Genomic DNA, 18,297 nt, shown 5'->3' on the forward strand with positions numbered 1-18,297 from the left:
GGGCGTCTGCGCGAAGGCGGCGCACGAGAGAATCGCGATGACGACCGCCGATGCGCCGGAGGCCCAGATTCGTCCGCGTCCGGGCGCACGGCGCCTTTTTGTTACGCTCTGGTCACTCATAAGCTCTGGCTCTCTCACTCAGTGATTCAATTCATTTGGGGGACGTGGCGGGAGCGGGGGCCGCTTCGCCGGCGTCGTCGAGCACTTCGCGCAGCTCTTCGTCGAGGAGTTGCTCCTCGCGGGCGCGCTCGTGCTGCAGGTTGCGTACGCGCTCGAGCTCTTCCTCGCGTACCTCCCACGCTTGTTCGGTGATGCCGACGTCCGCGCGAAGAACGATGTTCCGGATCTTGTCCCGTACCAACGTAAAATTTCGCTGGGCCACATGGCCGACCAGATCGTGCGCATCGCCGTCGAGGGCTTGGAGCTGCACTTTGTAGCCGGCGATCTTCTGCCCTTCCGCGTCGATCTTGCCGCGAAGCTCCGCGACCCGCTGCGCCACCTGGGCCTCGAGCTGGTTGAACGCGGCGGTGACGCGTTCTTCGGTCGAACGCGCTTGCGACAAGATGGGGGAGATGCGCTGGGCATACGCTTGCGCATTCGAACCCGCTTGGCCACTCGATGCCAGTTGCACCTCGCGCTCCACGAGTTCACGGAACTGCTGCCGGGCCTGCGCGTCGTTTTGGTAGCGCGCGTCGCCCAAGCCGACCTGCGCGCGGCCGATCTCGATCTGGCGCCGGAGCTCGGTCGCCTGGTCCTGGTAGAGCTTCAAGGTGCGCTCGTTGTCGTCGAGCTCCGCTTGAATGCGCTGGACGCTCGCGGGATCGCGGGCGACGCCGCGCTGGGCGTCCTCTTTGATCATGCGGCGAAGGCCGTTGACCACCGCGTGCAGGTAGTCGACCTCTTTGACCCGGCGCGAGAGCTCCTGCGACACGGTGTTCCACTGCCGGGAGCCGTCGTAGTCGCGATCGTCGAAGTCTTGCTGGGTGACCGGCGTTTGCTCGACGACGCCCATCAGCTGCCGCCGCTGCGAGCGGATCGAGCCGATTTCGCCCGAGAGATCCCCCGGCTCTTCGTCATCGAGGCCGCGGGCCAGGCGAACGCGCGCGCGCGCCACCTTGTTGATCAAGCCCAGGGCGCGCTGCTCGCCCGCGAGGAGCTCCGGAAAGGCGCGCACCCGGTTGGCCGAGCCGCTGACCGTGATGAGCTTGTCGATGAGCCGCTCGGACTCGGCGATCAGCTTCTTGCACTGGTTGATGTCGTCGATGACGCGGAAGGCCGCGGGGCCGTCCTCCGCCTCGCGCGCCCAGCGGATGGCGATGGGCGGCAGCTGCTCGTTCACGTCGAGGACGTCGAGCTGCTGCTGCGAGAGCTTCTCGTAGTAGACCGCGGGATCCTTGGTCGACTCGAGGAAGTTCTCCACCTTCACCCGCATCGGATCGTACTGCTCGCGCACGCCGAGATAGAGCTGCAGCGCCTTGTCGAAGGCGCCCGCGCGGAGCAGAAGATCGGCGCGCAACAGGGTGCCGTCGCCCGCGTAGCTGGAGTCGGGATCGGCGATGGAGAGCACCTCGAGGGCGCGCTCGGCGCGCTGCACGTCGCCCAGGCGCACGTAGACCCACGCGAGCTCGTAGAGCATCGTGTCGAACTCGGGGGACTCACGTCCCACGCGCGAGTAGGCCTCGCTCGCCTGGTTGAACTGGTCCATCTCGTAAAAGAGGCGGCCGATGGCCATCCACGCCAGATCGATGACGTGCTGGTGCTCGGGCGTGTCGGCCGGGAGCACGGTGACTTGGCGGAAGGCCTCGATGGCCGGCTTGTAGTTCAGCGGGGTGGGACGCGGCTCCGGGCCGCCTGTGGTGCTGGTGCCCTCGACGGGAATGGGCTTGCCGATGGCCTGTCCCGAGCTACCGGATGCCGCGGACGCGGGGTTCGGGCGCGCCTGTTTGATGGCGACCAGGCCCGCGAAGTACCGGGCTTGGTGCGTGTAGGGTGTGCCCGCGGCAACGGCGCCGAAGTGCTGGGCGGAGGTCGTGTAGTCCTTGCGAAAGTACGAGGCCTTGCCGCGCGCGTACTGGATGCCCGCGTCGACTTGGGCGGGCGGCACCTGCTGGAGGCGCTGGTAGACCGAGTCGAGCGAGGCCACGTCGCCCAGACGCACCGACACATCGACCAGGCGCGCCAGGGCCTTGCCGAAGTAAGGCTGAAAGCGCGGCTCGCCGCCGCGATCGACCAGCTGGCGGTAGTCGCGCCGGGCGGAGAGGTACTGCTGCGAGGCGTAGTACGTTTCACCCCGGAGCCACATGGCGTCCGGGTAGCTCGGTGTGTTCGGGTAGCCCTCGATGATCTCGCCCAGGACCACCGACGCGCGGTCGTAGTCCTTCATGCGGTAGAGGATTTCACCGTTGGCGAGGCGCTGCTCCGCCGACAGGAGCTGTGTGCGTGCGTTGAGCACCGACGCGTTGACCGATGGGACCTCGCGGTCGGCCTGCTGGATCTCGGCTTGGGCGGTGCGCGCGTTCTCCTCGGAGCCTGCCGCCATGGCCGATGACGCCGACGCGACGAGGCTCGCGACGAGCGCCCCCCTCGCGAGAAGCAGCGCCGGGCCGCGCGGGCAAACGGGGACGCGAACGCGAACGCTAGCCGGAGAGGCGCGCCATCTCCGCGCTCGCATTACTTTTTGCCCCCGACGGAGACCCCGACGCCGCCCTGCACCGCGCCGCCGCCCACACTTCCCGATGCGCCCGCGCTCCCGGCAGGTGCTGCGCCCTGCGAGGGCATGGGTGCGGCCGCGGGAACGGGCTGCCCGCCGCCGCCGAGCGACTGCACCTTCTCGTGCCACTCGATGGTGGGGCGCTGCTCGAGGGGCGTGGTGACCCCGCCCTTCTCCAGCGCGGTGGCATCGACCGTCATGGTCTTACCTTCCACGGCGGTGAAGGAGTGGCTCGACTTCACCTCGAACTTGTAGCCGCGCAAGTAGGTGAAGACGCCGTAGCCGTTGCCCTGGAAGTTGAGGACCACGGCGACCGTGTGATCGCCCGCGGGCACCGAGCCGCTGAAGATGGGGATGTCCTTCTGATCGGCCAGCGCGCCGGTGTCGTCTTGCCGGTTGTACTGCACGGCGCCATCGAGGGTGACGAGCGCGCGCGTCAATTTGAAGGCGCTCGACATTTCGTTGTGGAATGTAATCTCGGAGCGCGATCCACCTGCGCCCTGCGTCATGATCGTGTCCGAGAGCAGGGCAAGACGGCGGTGGCTGCGGCCGATCTGATCTTTCAGCTCGTCGACCCGCGCCTCGAGATCGCGAAGGCGCACGGCGTACGTTTGGCCATCCATCTGCGCGGGGCCCACGCCCGTTGCGACACCGGCACCCGCATCACCGGGCTTCGATGCGGCAGCCGCACCTGCACCCCCTGCCGCACCGGCGCTGGACGTGGTGGGTGTGCCAGATGTGACACCGCCATCTTTCGCTGCGCCAGCCGCCTTTCCATCCCCCTTGGTGGTTGCCGGTTGCTGCGCGATGACAGAAACCGAAACCGCGACCGATAGAAGAAAAGTGAGACCCATCGCCGCATGACGTCGCATCGGAAACCCTTCCTCTCACAAATCCAAGGCTACCAAGACAAATACCAGTGCGTGGGGGAGTCTAGTTGTGCCCGGCGCCCCCTTGCAACGAGAAGTCCGCATGAGGCCCAGCCGTATGGAAGCTGGGAATCGTTTCGGAGACCAGGGTAGAGTACCCAGCCGAAAGGTTCCCTCTTCCTTTTTCCTCGCATCTGAGGGAGGGACCGCTGACCTCGAACGCCGAACTCATGCAGCGCCCCGAGCTTTTCCGAAACAAAAGATCTTTTGGAGGTCCGACCCGTTGGATCCTCCAAGGAAATGCTCGCGCGCGTGTTTGCCCAAGTCACCCATCCGTCGTCCGCCTCCCGCGGCGGTCGACTTTCCATGCACTCCGCGCAGAGGTGTCGTGACGGGCGCACGCGTCGAGGTGACCGACGAAGCTCTGATGATCCGCTACCAGCGGGGCGATGGGTCGGCTTTTGCGCAGCTGGTGCGACGGCACCAGACCTCGCTCTACAATTTCGCATTTCGACAGCTGGGTGTGGGGCAGCTCGCCGAAGACGTCGTGCAGGACGCGTTCGTGCGCGTCGTGCAAAACGCGGCCGACTTCAAACACGAGGCGCGTTTTACGACCTGGCTCTACACCATCGCGCGCAACCTCTGCATCGATCAGATGCGAAAACGCGCTCTTAGGCGCCATCCGTCCTTGGACGAGGCGCGCGCGGGCAGCGATGGAGATGGCGACGGCCCCACCCTCGGCGAACAAACCGCCGATGCGCGCGCCAATGTGGAGCGCGATGCGGGCGGGACGGAGATCAAGCAACGAATCGCCAAGGCGGTCGAGGCCCTTCCGGACGACCAGCGCGAAGTTTTTCTGATGCGCGAGCTGGCCAATCTCCCGTTCAAAGAGATTGCGGAGATCACCGGAGTGCCTGAAAATACAGTTAAAAGCCGGATGCGCTACGCGCTGGAGAGGCTGCAAGACGCACTCTGCGAGTACGAAGAATATGCACGGGCCCTTCGATGAATTTCGTGGGTAACTACAGATGACGGACTAGGGGAAGCTGGGGCGACAAGAGGAAAGGTATGGACTGCGAGAAGTTCGAGAGCACGCTCATGGACGAGCTTTACGACGAGCTCGATGAGCTGACGAGTGCCGCCAGCAAGCGGCATGTCGCCGGTTGCGCGCGATGCGCGAGCCTGCTCCATGGACTCTCCGCCACCCGCCGCATCGCCGTCCTTGAGCGCGTGGAGCCACCGCCCGGTCTGGAGGAGCGGATCCTGGCCGCCACCAAGGAGGCCCAGAAGGTCGTCCCGCTGCGCGGTCGCATCTCGCGGGTGGTGTCGTGGGCCGGGAGCTGGGCGATGCGCCCGCAAACGGCCATGGCCGCCGTGTTCTTGCTGATGATCGGGTCGACCAGCATCCTCTTGTTGCGGGCGCGCGCCAACATGGGCGTCGGCGGCGCGGCCATGGTGGTGACCGAAAAAGGCGAGCCGGCAGCCTCGGCCCCCGCCGACGAGGAGAACGCGATGGACCCCGCGCACGCCGCCGGCGCCCATGGCGCGATTGAAACGCGCAACCGGCCGCCTCCCCCAGCAGCCGCCGCACCGCCCATGCCCATGCCCATGGTCGCCGAGGCGATGGGCGAAAAGAAGGACGAGGAGTATCGAAAAGGTGGGGAGGGGCGCGCGGGGCTCGAGGCGGCCGATTCGAAGGAGCGCGCGCGCGGACCGGTGGCGCTGGCGCCCTCGGAGCCGAGCAGCGAGGTTGGGTTCGGGCTGAACGCGGCGGCGCCCGCGGGTGCGCCCGCCCCTCCGGCCACCAGCACGAGCCAGCGGGCACCGCAGCAGCCGGCCTTTGGGTCGGGGGGCGGCTCGAAAGATTCCCCGCCGGCGGCGATCGCGCGGGCGGACAAGCCCGCGGCGGCCGCGGCGCCGATGGCGAAGCGCTCGCTCGAGAGCGCGCCGGCCGAGACCAAGCAGCAGACCGTGCAGCAGGCAGCGACGGGCACCGAGACGTATGCGACGGCCATGGCCGCGTACCAAGCGAGGAACTACGACGAGGCGACGCGCGTGTTCGATGCGCTGGCCGCGTCGGGCGATACGAGCGCGGCGCTGATGGCCGCGCGCAGCGTGCGGGACTCCGGCGGGTGCGCCAAGGCCGTTTCGCGCTTCGATCAGGTGAGCACGCGCGCCTACGGGTCGCGGGTCGGCTACGACGCGACCTTCGAGGCGGGGGTCTGCTACCGGAACATGGGGTCGACCGAGGCCGCGCGGAATCACTTTGCGCAGCTGCTGACGGTGCCGAGCCATGCGGCGCGGGCGCAAGCGCAGCTCGACGCGATGAACCCGCAAAGGGCCAATCGTGTCCAGGCGCCGACTCAAGCGGCTCCGCCGGCCAAGAAGAGCCCCATCGATGCCGACAGCAAATAGAGAATCGGCGACGACGGCGCATCACGAGCCTTCTTCGCACCTGGCCGGCGTCGATGCGCTGGTCGATGCATGGTGCAAGCAAGACCACGCGCGCGCGCTGCTCCCATCGGATCACGACGTGGTGGAGGCGACGCGCAGCCTGCGGGCGCTCATCGTCGAGGGGCTCGTCGGCGCCATCGCCGAGCGCGATATCCTGCACGCATGCTGGCGGCTGGGCCACGTGATGGCAACGCGCGGTGGCTCCCCCACCCTGCTCGGCGCCACCCTGGACGGCGCCCACGCCGCCACCCGCACCTGCGACATGGTCGATGCGCGCACGCGCGTGCGAACGTACGACGGCGCCGATCCCTGGGTCTCGATGCGGGCGGCCACCGCGGAAGGCTACGCGGCGGCGCGGGCCGATCTCGCGCGCATGGAGGCGGCGGCCGCCTGGGATTATCCATTTTGCGCCATTCGGATCGACGAGGAATCGGTCGCCCTCGCGGGTGGTTATCCCGACGATGACCCAGCGGCCATCGAAGTATGGGCGGGGCGCGTCGCGCAAGCGGTGGCGCGCGCCGGGTTTCGTCGCGCCTATGTGAGCGGGCGCGAGGAGGTTTGTCGTGCGCTCGAGGAGGCTCTTTCGCTCATGGGGGTGGAGCGCGTGGAGGAATCCCGCAAACGACCCTTGTTCGGATTCTGGAAACGATCGCTCAAGGAACGATGATCATGAATGAGTCGCGGGTGCGCGACGTGGGAGGCCGGCGGCTGCGCGCCGCGGGCCTGCGGGGCGTGTATTTGGCCGGTGCGGCCTTGGTCGTGGCCGCAGGCGGCGCGGGGACGGGGTGCTCCTCCGGCGAGGATCCAGGCCCGCGCGCCAAAGTCGGTCCATCCATCGTATTTCCGCGCGGTGCCTTCGAGAACGTGCGCAAGCTGACCCTCACCGTCTACGAGACGAGCGACGGCGTCGATTGCGGCGCCGATGGCAACGCGAGCGGCCCCGCCACGCGCCCCATCGCCACCCAGGACCTCGGGACCCGGGGCTGCGCGCAAGGGGCGAAGTTTTGCGGGGAGCTGACCTTGGGCCAGTCGAGCAGCGCGCGCGTCTTCCTGGCGGCCGGCTTGGACGCGGGCGGCGATCGCATCGCCAACGGGTGCGCCAAAGCGCTGGTGAACCAAGGGGCGGTGCCGGTCGAAATCCGCATGCGGCGCTTCATCAAACCGCCGTTCTGCGGCGATGGGGTCATCCAGCCCAGCGAGCAATGCGAGAAGTCGGACCCCATCTGCGACGGCGCATGCCACACCGGCGAGGTGTACCTCTCCGGCGGGCATCTCCCCGGCGGCACCGCCAACGGCAAGGCGGGCGACAAGAAGAACCCCGTGCTCCTCTGGCCCCAAGGAAGCGGCGATGCGGGGCGCCTGGTCGCCTTCTTCGGCGATCGAACCCCGGGCCCCACCGAGATCACCCTGCGCGTGCTCTCCGACGGGTTTGGCCGTCACGCCGCGGGCGGCGCCGAAATGGCCGACTATTCGTTCTTCCTCCCCAACGATCCCGCGGCGAGCTTCCCGCCGGCCGCCGAGCCGCAAAACCAGTTCGCGCCGTCGGCCGCGTTCGCAGCGGGAAAGTACTTCGTCGTGTACCAGGACGAAGGCGGGGGCAACCCCGAGATCCGCCTTCGCTCGATGACGTCGTCGTTCGTGGCCGAGCAAGGCCCGCAGTCGCCCATCGGCATCAACGGCGAGGGCGGCATCGGCGAAGAGGGCGCGCAGACGCACCCCGTGATGGCCCTGGGGGCGAACGGGCACTTTCTCGTGGCCTGGGAGGACTCGCGCAGCGGTACCGTCCGCGGGCGCACCTACCATCCGACCAGCGGCGCGCGCGGCAAGCAATACGACGATTGGACCGCGGGGTCCGCGCGCGGCGTCTCGGTGGCCGCGGTGGGCGGGAGCTCCGGCGCGGCCTGGGTGATCGCGTGGGAGAGCGCCGGCACCGTCAAAATACGGCTCATCGGCCATGACGGCGCCCCCTTGGGGCCGGAGCGCACGGTGCCCGATGGCTCGCACGGCGGCGCGCAGACGCACCCGGCGGTGGCGGGGCTCGCCGATGGGCGATTTGCGGTCGTGTGGAACGATCGCGGGCGCACGAACGGCGACGTCTTCGTGCAGCGCTACACCCTGGGCGCGCAAGGGGCCGAGCCCGTGGCGGGCGATCAAGCGGAGCCCCTCAACGACCGGGTGAGCGAGGGCGAGCAGCTCGAGCCGACCTTGGGGGCCTCGTCGGCCGCGGGCGGCTCGTACGTGGCGGCTTGGATCGATACGAGCAGCGGGCAGGTGCGTGCGCGCTTTCTCGGGGGATCGGGCGGGTTTCTCTTCAACCACGTCGATGGGCAAGAGACGGAGTTTCAAGCGAGCATCGTGTCGGGCCGTGCGCGCGCCAACCCGACGGTCGCCTCGGGCGGCTCCGGGCCGTATGTGGCCATTGGCTGGGAGGATACGACCAACGATGGCAAGGCCGGGGTTTATGGCCGGCGATTTCCGGTTGGGGAGTGAGCGCGGCGGGCGGCGGGGCGTCCGCGGTGGATCGCCGGATGGGTGTATGCCACGACTCCCCCGCCATTTGGGTCGATGATGCGCTCGCGCGAACCGAGTACCTCAGCGCCCACTACCGCGATTTCCGGTTTCCGCCGCATATGCACGAGACGTTCGCCATCGGCGTGATTGAATGCGGCGGGCAACGCTTTCGCCCCGAGCGGCGAAGCGCGCTGGTGATGCCCGCGGGCACGCTCTGCGTCATCAACCCTGGCGTGGTTCACGAGGGTCGGGCGGCCACGGAGGGCGGTTGGGGCTACCGCATGTTTTATCCGAGCGAAGCGCTGGTCGCGCGCGCGCTGGCCGGCGAAGACGCGCGCCCGCGCCACCTTCGCTTCCCGGCGCACGTCATCGACGATCGCGCGCTGTTCGCCGAGTTCTCGGAGCTGCATGCGGCGTCGCGCCACGGCGCGATCGCCCTCGAGCGCGAGGTGCGGCTCATCGCGTTTCTCCATCGGCTCTTCGCACGCCATGCCGATTCGGATCGCACCGAGCCGGAGGTGGCGGGAGCGCGCGTAGCGTCGGTGATCCGCGATTGCATCCTCGACGAGAGCGCCAACGATATTCGCGTCGCCCACCTGGCCGCCGAGGCGGGTGTGTCCGAGGCCCACGCCATCCGCAGCTTCTCCAAGGTCATGGGTATGCCGCCCCATGCTTTTCTCATCGCCGTGCGGGTCGAGCGAGCAAAATCCATGATCCGGGCCGGGCTCCGGCTCGCCGAGGTGGCTTCGTCCACCGGATTTTTCGATCAGAGCCAGATGACGCACCACTTCCGACGTCTGACGGGGATCACCCCCGGCCGCTACGCGCGCGAGACACATGGTGCGCGCGAGCCGCACGGCGCGAACGTCGCGCGCGGCAGGTGAGCGCGTTGAGCGGCGCACGGCGCGAACGTCGCGTCAGGTTTCGCCAAGAGCGGCGGAGGATGCATCGCTAGCTTCCGCGTCCGGAGTGCAACCCATCGGACGAGGACGCGAACATGGCATACAACGGAATCATCTCGCTGATCAGCGACACGGAGACGAGGCCCACCCAAGCGATGCGGCGGGCGATGGCCGGCGCGGAGGTCGGCGACGAGCAAAAAGGCGAAGATCCCACCGTCAACCAGCTGCAAGAGCGGGTGGCGGACCTGCTCGGCAAAGAGGCGGCCCTCTGGTTCCCGGGCGGGACCATGTGCAACTTCGTCGCAATTCGGGTCCACACCCGACCCGCCGACGCCATCCTCGCCGATGGGATGGCCCATATCGTTCGCGCCGAGTCGGCCGGCGCGGCGTTCAGCTCGGGGGTGCTCATCGAGCCCATCGCCAGCGAGCGTGGCATCTTCGGGCCGGCGCAGCTCGACGAGGCTTTGGCGCGCATCGCCACGGCGCCGCCGCCTTACGGACCGCCCCCTCGCCTCCTTTGCGTCGAGCAGACGCACAATTTCGGCGGCGGCGCCGTATGGCGTTCGAACGAGCTCGCGGAGCTCTCCGCGCACGCCCGAGCACGCGGTCTGGCCCTGCACATGGATGGTGCGCGCTTGATGAACGCGGTGGTGGCCACGGGCACCTCGGCGCGCTCCTTCGCGGCAACCGTCGACAGCGTCTGGATGGATTTCACCAAGGGCCTGGGGGCGCCCATCGGCGCGGTCCTCGCGGGCTCGAGATCGTTCATCACCGAGGCTCGGCGCCAGAAGCACATTTTCGCAGGCGCCATGCGGCAGGCCGGCATCGCCGCCGCGGGGTGCTTGCACGCGCTCGATCATCACATCGAGCGCCTGGCCGAGGACCATGAGCACGCGCGGCGGCTCGCCGCCGGTCTGCAGGAGATCCCCGGCGTTCGCGTGCGGACCGCGGTGCCCGAGACGAACATGGTCTTCTTCGATCCGAGCGCTCTCGGTCTCTCATCCGCGACCTTCCTCGCAGGCCTCGCCGCGCACGGCGTGCGGATGGGCGAGGTGCGCGGCGAAATCCGAGCGGTCACCCACCTCGACATCACGCGCGCCGACATCGACACAACCCTCGCCGCCATACGCACAGTGGCATCCACCCCCGGTGCGCCGGAGCATGCCCCGGCGGACCATCGACCTTATTGAATGATTGTGCCGGCGGACGTCCCCGCTCTTGGTTATCGAATTTCCAAATACCCATTTTTGGGTCGCGCGCGCCGGCACGGTGCAGAGAGCACGAGAGGCACGAGACGCGCGCTCAATTCGAGCCGCGGAGGTATGCGATCGTGCGTATGACCTCCACCAAACGCTCCCGATCTTGGATGCCCAGGTCCATGAAGCGGACGCCCATTCCGGGATTGGGGTTGTCGGCTTGAAGCTTGAGTTGGTTTTGCCAGGCGACCACACCGGCCAGCTTGAAGGGCTCGTAGCCCGGGGGCGCGAACGACAGGAGCAGGCGCGTGCCAATGGGAAGCGGCTCGAGCGTTTTGACGAAGATGCCCATCTCGCTGATGTTCGTGATCGACGCGTAGAGAAAGGTCTCGTCGGTCATACAGTCGACGGACCATATGACCTCGTAGCGATCGGTTCTCCGGCGATCGTCCGAAGGCGGAGCGGAGCTTTGGGTCCGGGACGCGTCATCGCTCATTCCCATCTGACCGCCTTGGCACTCAATCGGGCCGAACGCAACCCCAAACCGGTCTTTTCCCTCCAGGGGGCGGAGGAAAAGATCGAGTGAGTCGCGATCCACCCCGTTTTGCGCTGGTCACCCCAGCGATCATTGGACGACGAGGGGGCCACCGTTGATGCGATTGTCGCCGTCGCTCGGACCGCTCTTGATCTTGAGTCTGGTATCGCCCACGAAAAGGCCGAAGTAGATCGTGTACGTACCGGGCGAGAAATTCGGCTCGAGCGAGAACTCGTAGTCGTCGACCAGCAGATCGTCCCGAAGCCACAACGAGAAGGGATACTTGCCCTCCATGGGTTTGTGATCGCCGTTGTGGCGGCGGCGGTAGCCGTCGATGTGGATGAAGGCTTCCCACTCCGTGGTCACCGGCCCCAGGACTTTGTAATACGTCCGCATCCGATATTTGCGGCCCGGAGCGACGACTTTGACCGGATCGCCGTTCTTGTCGATCAGATCGAAGCCGAGCACCGCGAGCTTGTCGTCCATGTTCACGTCGAGCGGGTGCTGCGGCGCGGGCGGGGCCGCGAGCAGCATCTTGTCGAGCGGGTTCTGGTTCTTCTCCGAGCCCAAAAGGCGCGAGGACACCAGGAGGATCTGACTGGAGCGCGCGTCGAGCACGGGAAGGTTCTGCCGCGGGCTCACCCGCTCGCGGTAAATCTGATTGAGCCGCGAGAGCTCGTCGGCGCGCATGGCCAGAAAACGCCGGCCCTCCGAGCCAGAGACCAGCCATTGGTAGGCGCTTTGGGCATCGGCAAACGACGGGGGCTCGCCGCCGGCATAGTACGCGGCCGTGCGTCCCCCTACCCCAAAGAGCGCAAGCGGCTCGCCGCGCTCGTGCGTACGCTCGTAGCTCTCGAAGACCTCCTTGGGCGAGAGCTGGTTGGCGAGGGCCGGGTAGTACGCGCCCGAGAGCACCACACCCAGGATCGTGCCGAGGAACACGAAGCCCGCCGCGCGACGGCCGCGCAAAAGCTCGCCGAGCAGCCCCAGAACCAAGAAGAGCGCCACCCCCGCCGGCAGCGCCAGCGCGACCACCACCGGCAGCCGCAGATGCTGCGACAGAAGGACGCCGAAGACCGCGACCGGCGCCGCCAGGATCATCAAGGGGAGGAGGACGAACAGGAGCCCGAAGCGCTTGGTGCGGTCCTTCTCCTCCTTGATGCGGACGAACAGCTCCTCCAGCGGCTCGAAGCCGCGGGTGAACGAGCCCCAGGACAGGCTCCCCGCGCGCCCGAAGGCCCAGAGCCAGAGGTCGGACGCGAAAAAGAGGCCGAAGATGGCGACCAGCGGAACGAGGGCCGTCACCCACCAGGCGTTCAGCGCCCCCTCACGCACTTGCATGGAGATGGTCGGGAGCCACTTGGCGTGGAGGCGGGAGCCCACCCAAATGGCGAGGCCCGCGAGCGAAGCCCCCGCCACCAGCGCAAAGTAGACGAGCGCCAGAAGGCCATCCCACGCGTCGCGCAGTGCGTCGAGGATGCGGAGGTAGTTGTCGACGTCGAACGGCCGCCGCTTGGAGTCGTGCTCGGCCCACGAGAGGAGCGCCAAGCCCGCAAACCCGACCAACGCCACCGTCCAGAGGGCGAGCGCGTGCTCCTTGAAGCTCTCCGGAAAGCTCGCACCCGTTACGGCAAAGGCCTGGTACGCCTTCTCGGGCAGCTCGTGGAAGTCGTGGTGAAAGACACCGAGCAGCACGGCCGTTCCCACGCCCAGCGCGATGGACGCGTGCGCGCCGCGCTCGAAGTCGCGGATGGCGATGCCGCACGCCGCCGCCAAAATGGCCGGCCCCGAGAACGCGATGAGCTCCGTCTTGACCGCCAAGAAGCCGTGCACGGTGAAGGCCACCGCCGCGCCCACCAGCACCACGGCGCGGAAGTAGCTTTCGCGATCGCGCGCGTAGGCGTCGGCTTCCTTTCCGTTCGATGCAGGCGCAATGAAGAGGCGGCCGATGGCGAATGGAATGAAGGCGCTCCACGGCGCGAGGCCGTGCCCGAGGTGTCCGATGAGGACGTCGAAGGTCGGATAGCGCGCGGGCGTGCGGATCATCGCGCCCAGCGCCATGCTCAGGTTCTTGGTATCGCCGGCCTCGAGCGCCTTCACCGCGGAGAGGGCCGCGTAGAGGAGGCCCGCGAGCGCGAGGACGCCCGCGAGGTCGCCCAGTCGATCGATGCCTTGGTGACGGCCCGCCGCCAAGGTGAGGATCCATGCGCCGCCGATGGTGCCGAGCGGCACGCCCAAGCCCAAAAGCGCGCCGCGGCTGTAATAGCCCACGATCAGGCCGGCCGCGCCCAGCGCGAGGAACGCCATGCGCGCACGCGTGGCGTGGGGCGAGGGCTCGCGGCGGTCGAAGACGAACACGGAGAGGCCGGACAGCGCCATGGAGACGCCGCTCATGGTCACGATGTCGCCGAGCATCGAGCGCGCTTGAACGAAGAAGAGCGGCATCGTGCAAAGGGCCAAGGTCGAATAGAGCGCGGCGCGCTTGTCGACCAAGCGCGCGACGGCCGCGTAGAGCGCGAGGGCGCCGCCCATGCCCCAAAGTGCCAGCGGCAGCCGGCCGGACCACTCGTGCAGGCCGAAAAGCTTGAAGCCCAGCGCGATCGAGGTGAACGGCAGCTCGGGCCGTCCCAGATCGTTCAGGTGGGGCATCGAGTTGTCGGCGCCCGATAGGGCCAGCGCCCCTGCCTGAAACAAATTGAGCGAGAGCCGGCGGCCCAAGTCCGCGATGTTGAGCTCGTACGGATCCCAGAGCCCGCTCCGCGAAAGAGGCGGAAGGAGCAGCAAGATGATGGCCGGCAACACAACCGCCAAGGCCGTCGTCAGCCAGGGGGGGCCCCCAAATCCCGATGCGGGCGCTGATACGGATGCGGACGCGGGCGCAGGCTCCGAGGCAGCGGGGCGCGCGAGCTCGGACGGAGGCGCCGCGCCGGCGCCGGCCACGGGATCGGACGCAGGCGCGGCATCGGCCACGGGATCGGGCGCGGGTGCGGCATCGGCCACGGGATCGGGCGGTAACGAGGGCGGCATTCGCAAATGGCTGTAGCCTGGGTGGGTAGCGGGGCGCAACCGTGATAGGGTGCGCCGCCTCTTTCCTCCAAAAGCAGACCAATGCCCCATCTTCGTGTCGGGACCGTAGCCCTCGTCGGACGGCCCAATGTCGGCAAGAGCACCTTGCTCAACGCCATGCTCGGCGAGCGCATCGCCATCGTCAGCCACCACCCGCAAACCACGCGCGACCGGATCCTGGGCGTGCTCACCCAGCCGGATGCGCAGTTCGTCTTTCTCGATACACCGGGGCTGCACGCGGCAAAATCGAAGCTGGGCGCGCGCATGAACCACGAGGCGCGGGAGGCGGCCCGCGACGCGGACGTCGTCGTGTTCGTCACCTCGGTCGGGGTGGAGCCGGCGCCCGGGGTCGGGCGCTTCGACGCGGCCCTGCTGGGGCAGATTCGGGACGCGTCCCCCAAGACGCCGGTGGTGCTGGTCATCAACAAGGTCGACCGGGTCGCCGACAAGTCGGCCCTGATCGCCGTGCTTCAGGCCTACGCGGAGGCATTTCCCTTCGCCGCGCTCGTCCCCATCAGCGCCAAGAAGCACGATGGGCTCGAGCGGGTGCTGTCCGAGGTCAAGAAGCTCTTGCCGGAGGACCAGCCGCTCTACGAGGCCGATACGCTCACCGATCGGCCGCTGCGGTTCCTGGTCGCCGAGTTCGTGCGCGAGCAGATCCTGCGCGCCACGCGCGAAGAGGTGCCGCACGGGGTGGCGGTGGTGGTGGACCGCTTCGACGAGTCGGGGAAGGTCCCCAAGATCGAGCTCTCGGTGCACGTCGACCGCGAGGGGCACAAAAAGATCCTGGTGGGCAAGCAAGGCGCGGTGCTCAAGGAGGTGGGCTCGCGGGCGCGCGCCCGGGTCGAGGCGCTGATGGGGCGGCAGGTGCACCTCGCCATTTGGGTGCGGGTCACCCCCGGCTGGTACGAGTCCGATCGCGGGCTTCGGGAAATGGGCTACATCGGCGGGGCCGATACGACAGCGCCGGAGCGCGGACGAGATTCAGAGGATCCTCGATGACGAAACACCGTAAAGCGACAGAAGGCCCCCAGACCAAGAGCAAGAACCCGCTGCCCGCTGGGCTCTCGGGGCTGCCCATCGTGGCCATCGTCGGGAGGCCGAACGTCGGCAAATCGACTTTGTTCAACCGCCTGGCGCGCCGCCGCATCGCCATCGTCCACGACGAGCCGGGTGTCACGCGCGATCGCCACTACGCCGACACATCGGCCTTCGGGCGCCGTTACAGCTTGGTCGACACCGGCGGCTTCGACCCCGAGGACACCGATCCGATGCGCGCCGGCATCGCGCACCACGTGAAGCTCGCCATCGAGGAGGCCGACGTCATCGTCTTCCTCACGGACGCGACCACCTCGCTCACCAACGCGGACAAGGCGGCCATCAAGCTGCTCCGCGCGTCGAAGAAGCCGGTCTTCTTCGCGGCCAACAAGGCCGACTCGGCCAAGGTCGACGCCGACGCCTTCGAGCTTTACCGCGAGGGCGTGGAGACCGTGTACCCCGTGAGCTCCCTGCACGGGCGCGGCATCGGCGATCTGGAGAACGCGGTGGTGAACGCGTTCCCCATCGAGGAGGACACGGAGCCCTTCGAGGACGAGGGCCTTACGCGCGTGGCCATCGTGGGGAGGCCGAACGCGGGCAAATCGAGCTTGCTCAACCGGATCGTGGGCGAGGAGCGCATGCTGGTGAGCCCGGAGCCGGGCACCACGCGCGACGCCATCGATGCGTTGGTCGAGCGCAGCGATCGGCGCTACGTGTTCATCGACACGGCGGGCATCCGCCGCAAGGGCAAGGTCGCCAAGGCGGAGAGCACGGTGGAGGCGGTGAGCGTGCTCCATGCCATCCGCAGCATCGAGCGCTCGCAGGTGGCGGTGCTCTTGTGCGACTCGAGCGAGGGCGTGGCCGAGCAAGACGCCAAGATCCTGGGCCTGGCCGAGGAGCGCGCCCGCGCCATGGTGATCGCGCTGAACAAGAGCGATCTGGTGGGCAAGAAGGACATGGACGGCGTCGAGGAGCGCGCGCGCGAGAAGCTGGCGTTCGCGCCCTACGCGCCCGTCGTGCGCATCAGCGCCAAGAACGGCCGCGGGGTGAACGAGCTCTTTGCGACCATCGACCGGGTGAAAGAGGCGTTCACCAAGCGCGTCTCCACCGGCGAGTTGAACCGCTTCTTCGCCTCGGTGCTGGAGACGCGCCCGCCGCCCACCAGCGGGGGCAAAGCGCCGCGCCTCTATTACATCACCCAAGCGGAGACGGCGCCGCCCACCTTCGTCATCATCACCAACGCGCCGGACGCCGTGCACTTCTCGTATCGGCGCTTCGTCATCAACCAGCTGCGAAAGAGCTTCGGGTTCGAAGGCGTTCCGGTACGTGTATTCTACAAGGCCAAGCGCAAACGCGCCAAAGGCGAGGAAGAGGCGCGCGAATAGCCGCGCATTGCCATTTGGCGCGGATCTCCGCACAGTGGAGGGTTCGTATGCCCAACGCGAAAACGTCTGCTCGCTCGAAAGCTCCGTCCAAAGCGGCTCCGTCCAAAGCGGCTCCGTCCAAAGCGGCTCCGTCGAAGGCGGCTCCGTCGAAGGCGGCTCCGTCGAAGGCGGCTCCCGCTTCGAAAGCCCGTAAACCGGACATGTCCCGCCTTCAGCGGGACGTGCACCCCATGCCCCTCTTCATCAAGAAGGAGCTGGCCGGGCGCGGGCTGATGCCGGCCTACCGAAGCCGCCCGGCGTACCAGCAGAACGACTACATCGGTTGGATCACCCGCGCCAAGCTGGAAGCTACGCGGCAAAAGCGGCTCGCGCAAATGCTGGACGAGCTCGACCTAGGCAATGTCTATATGAACATGGCGTGGAGGCCGCGCGGCTGAGAGGCGGCGGCGCAGCGGCTACGGCCGGCGCAACGGCTACGGCTACGGCCGCCGCAGCGGCTACGGCCGCCGCAGCGGAAATGCAATCGGGCGAAAGGGAGCCGCCGAGGCGCCGCGAAAGCGCAAGGACGCGGCCACGAAGGCAAACTCGTAGACGCGGTCGCGCGACAGCTCGTCGAGGTTGACCACTTCGACGATGGGGATCCCGCGCTGCGCGAGCAGGTAGGTGTGCACCGGGATCCAGTTGTCCTTGCGCTCCACCGGAAAGTGCTCGAGGCTCAAGTTGTCGCCGCCGATGACCATGACCCGCTGATCCTCGGCGAGCCAGTGCGCGGCGTCGAGCGCGAGGCCCGGCTGGTTCAGGACGTACTTGTCGCCGTCGGGCCAGTTGGTCATGCGGCCACCGCGGATCATCACCACGTCGCCCGGGTTCAACGCGACGTTTTCACGCGCCAGGGCCGCCTTCAGATCGGCGGTGGTGATGCCGTACGAGTCGGGGAGCACCGAGACGCCTTTGAGCTTGGCCACGTCGATGAGCACCCCGCGCGCGACGATGGGCGGAAACTTTTCCACGCCGGTGCGGCGCCAGCCTTGGTCGCCCAGCTCTTTGTCGGCCTTGAAGCCGTTCCAGACTTCGCCGTTCAACCCAAAGTGGTTGAGCGCATCGATATGCGTACCGGTGTGCGTGTACATCGAGACCGCATCGCCGGTGTACGAGACTTTGTCGTTTTGCGCGGGGCCGACCTTGACGGGATCGTCCACCCCGGTTCCGCGCGGGGTGTGCGTCAGCCAAAATTGGTAGCGCGGATCGCCGAGGAGGTACCAGCTCGGCATGCCGACGAAATACTCGGTCGACAGATCGTACATCTTGCGCGCGTCGGCGCGGGCGAGGATGGCCGCGCGGCTCTCCGAGGTCATCATGTTGAGGGTACCGATTTCGTCGTTGGGTCCCCACGGGCTCTTTCCCACCACTTCGGATCCGCCGGGGCGCGCGCCCGATGCGTTGGCGGCGGTGGTCGGCACGTTCGAGACCGTGCCTTCCGCAGGCGACGTACCATGCGCCGTGTCCGGGCTCGCGGGCGGCGCAGCGGGGGCGCACGCGGCGGCGGTGGCGCCGGCGATGCCGAGGGTCGTGGCGATGGCGAGGCGAGCGGTGATGCGCAAAATTCGAGGATTCAAGCGTCTTCCTTCTTT

Annotated in this window: 14 protein-coding genes; 9 read left to right on the top strand and 5 right to left on the bottom strand. The window is 67.9% G+C overall.

Going from position 1 to position 18,297, the window contains the following annotated elements; all coding sequences use genetic code 11:
• Positions 1-151: 151 nt before the first annotated feature.
• Positions 152-2,539, bottom strand: a complete 2,388-nt coding sequence (locus tag LZC94_24275) for a tetratricopeptide repeat protein (GenBank protein WXB10989.1) — start codon at positions 2,537-2,539, stop codon at positions 152-154.
• A 131-nt stretch (positions 2,540-2,670) separates the two neighbouring features.
• Positions 2,671-3,582: a hypothetical protein gene (locus LZC94_24280; GenBank protein ID WXB10990.1), complete on the bottom strand. Its 912-nt coding sequence runs from the start codon at positions 3,580-3,582 to the stop codon at positions 2,671-2,673.
• A 385-nt stretch (positions 3,583-3,967) separates the two neighbouring features.
• On the opposite strand from LZC94_24280, the gene LZC94_24285 reads away from it, so the two are divergent.
• The 6 genes from LZC94_24285 to LZC94_24310 all read left to right on the top strand — a co-directional run bounded on the left by LZC94_24285 (position 3,968) and on the right by LZC94_24310 (position 10,636).
• Positions 3,968-4,588, top strand: a complete 621-nt coding sequence (locus tag LZC94_24285; protein ID WXB10991.1) for an RNA polymerase sigma factor — start codon at positions 3,968-3,970, stop codon at positions 4,586-4,588.
• A 59-nt stretch (positions 4,589-4,647) separates the two neighbouring features.
• Positions 4,648-5,994: a hypothetical protein gene (locus tag LZC94_24290; protein ID WXB10992.1), complete on the top strand. Its 1,347-nt coding sequence runs from the start codon at positions 4,648-4,650 to the stop codon at positions 5,992-5,994.
• Positions 5,978-6,700 (top strand): hypothetical protein, encoded by a 723-nt coding sequence (locus tag LZC94_24295; GenBank protein WXB10993.1) that lies wholly within the window; start codon positions 5,978-5,980, stop codon positions 6,698-6,700. Before LZC94_24290 ends, LZC94_24295 begins: the two co-directional genes overlap by 17 nt.
• A gap of 2 nt (positions 6,701-6,702) precedes the next feature.
• Positions 6,703-8,523, top strand: coding sequence for a DUF4215 domain-containing protein (locus tag LZC94_24300; GenBank protein WXB10994.1), 1,821 nt, complete (start codon positions 6,703-6,705; stop codon positions 8,521-8,523).
• A 38-nt stretch (positions 8,524-8,561) separates the two neighbouring features.
• Positions 8,562-9,428: an AraC family transcriptional regulator gene (locus tag LZC94_24305; GenBank protein ID WXB10995.1), complete on the top strand. Its 867-nt coding sequence runs from the start codon at positions 8,562-8,564 to the stop codon at positions 9,426-9,428.
• A 113-nt stretch (positions 9,429-9,541) separates the two neighbouring features.
• Entirely contained in the window at positions 9,542-10,636 is a 1,095-nt protein-coding gene (locus tag LZC94_24310) for a beta-eliminating lyase-related protein (GenBank protein ID WXB10996.1), read from the top strand.
• A 112-nt stretch (positions 10,637-10,748) separates the two neighbouring features.
• Here LZC94_24310 and LZC94_24315 read toward each other — a convergent pair whose 3' ends face one another.
• Positions 10,749-11,042 (bottom strand): PilZ domain-containing protein, encoded by a 294-nt coding sequence (locus LZC94_24315; protein ID WXB10997.1) that lies wholly within the window; start codon positions 11,040-11,042, stop codon positions 10,749-10,751.
• Positions 11,043-11,267: 225 nt separating this feature from the next.
• Positions 11,268-14,204, bottom strand: a complete 2,937-nt coding sequence (locus LZC94_24320; protein ID WXB10998.1) for a glycosyltransferase family 39 protein — start codon at positions 14,202-14,204, stop codon at positions 11,268-11,270.
• A gap of 81 nt (positions 14,205-14,285) precedes the next feature.
• On the opposite strand from LZC94_24320, the gene era reads away from it, so the two are divergent.
• From era to LZC94_24335, 3 genes are all read left to right on the top strand, one after another.
• Entirely contained in the window at positions 14,286-15,245 is a 960-nt protein-coding gene (era, locus tag LZC94_24325) for a GTPase Era (protein ID WXB10999.1), read from the top strand.
• The gene (der, locus tag LZC94_24330; protein ID WXB11000.1) at positions 15,242-16,666 is read left to right on the top strand and encodes a ribosome biogenesis GTPase Der; all 1,425 of its coding nucleotides are present in this window, start codon (positions 15,242-15,244) and stop codon (positions 16,664-16,666) included. Before era ends, der begins: the two co-directional genes overlap by 4 nt.
• A gap of 200 nt (positions 16,667-16,866) precedes the next feature.
• Complete coding sequence (locus LZC94_24335; protein WXB11001.1) at positions 16,867-17,103, top strand: YdeI/OmpD-associated family protein; 237 nt, start codon at positions 16,867-16,869, stop codon at positions 17,101-17,103.
• Between the two features lie 60 nt (positions 17,104-17,163).
• Here LZC94_24335 and LZC94_24340 read toward each other — a convergent pair whose 3' ends face one another.
• Positions 17,164-18,282 (bottom strand): cyclase family protein, encoded by a 1,119-nt coding sequence (locus LZC94_24340; protein ID WXB11002.1) that lies wholly within the window; start codon positions 18,280-18,282, stop codon positions 17,164-17,166.
• Between the last annotated feature and the right edge of the window lie 15 nt (positions 18,283-18,297).

The organism is Sorangiineae bacterium MSr11954 (assembly GCA_037157815.1).
GTDB classification, from domain to species: Bacteria; Myxococcota_A; Polyangia; order Polyangiales; family Polyangiaceae; genus Pendulispora; species Pendulispora albinea.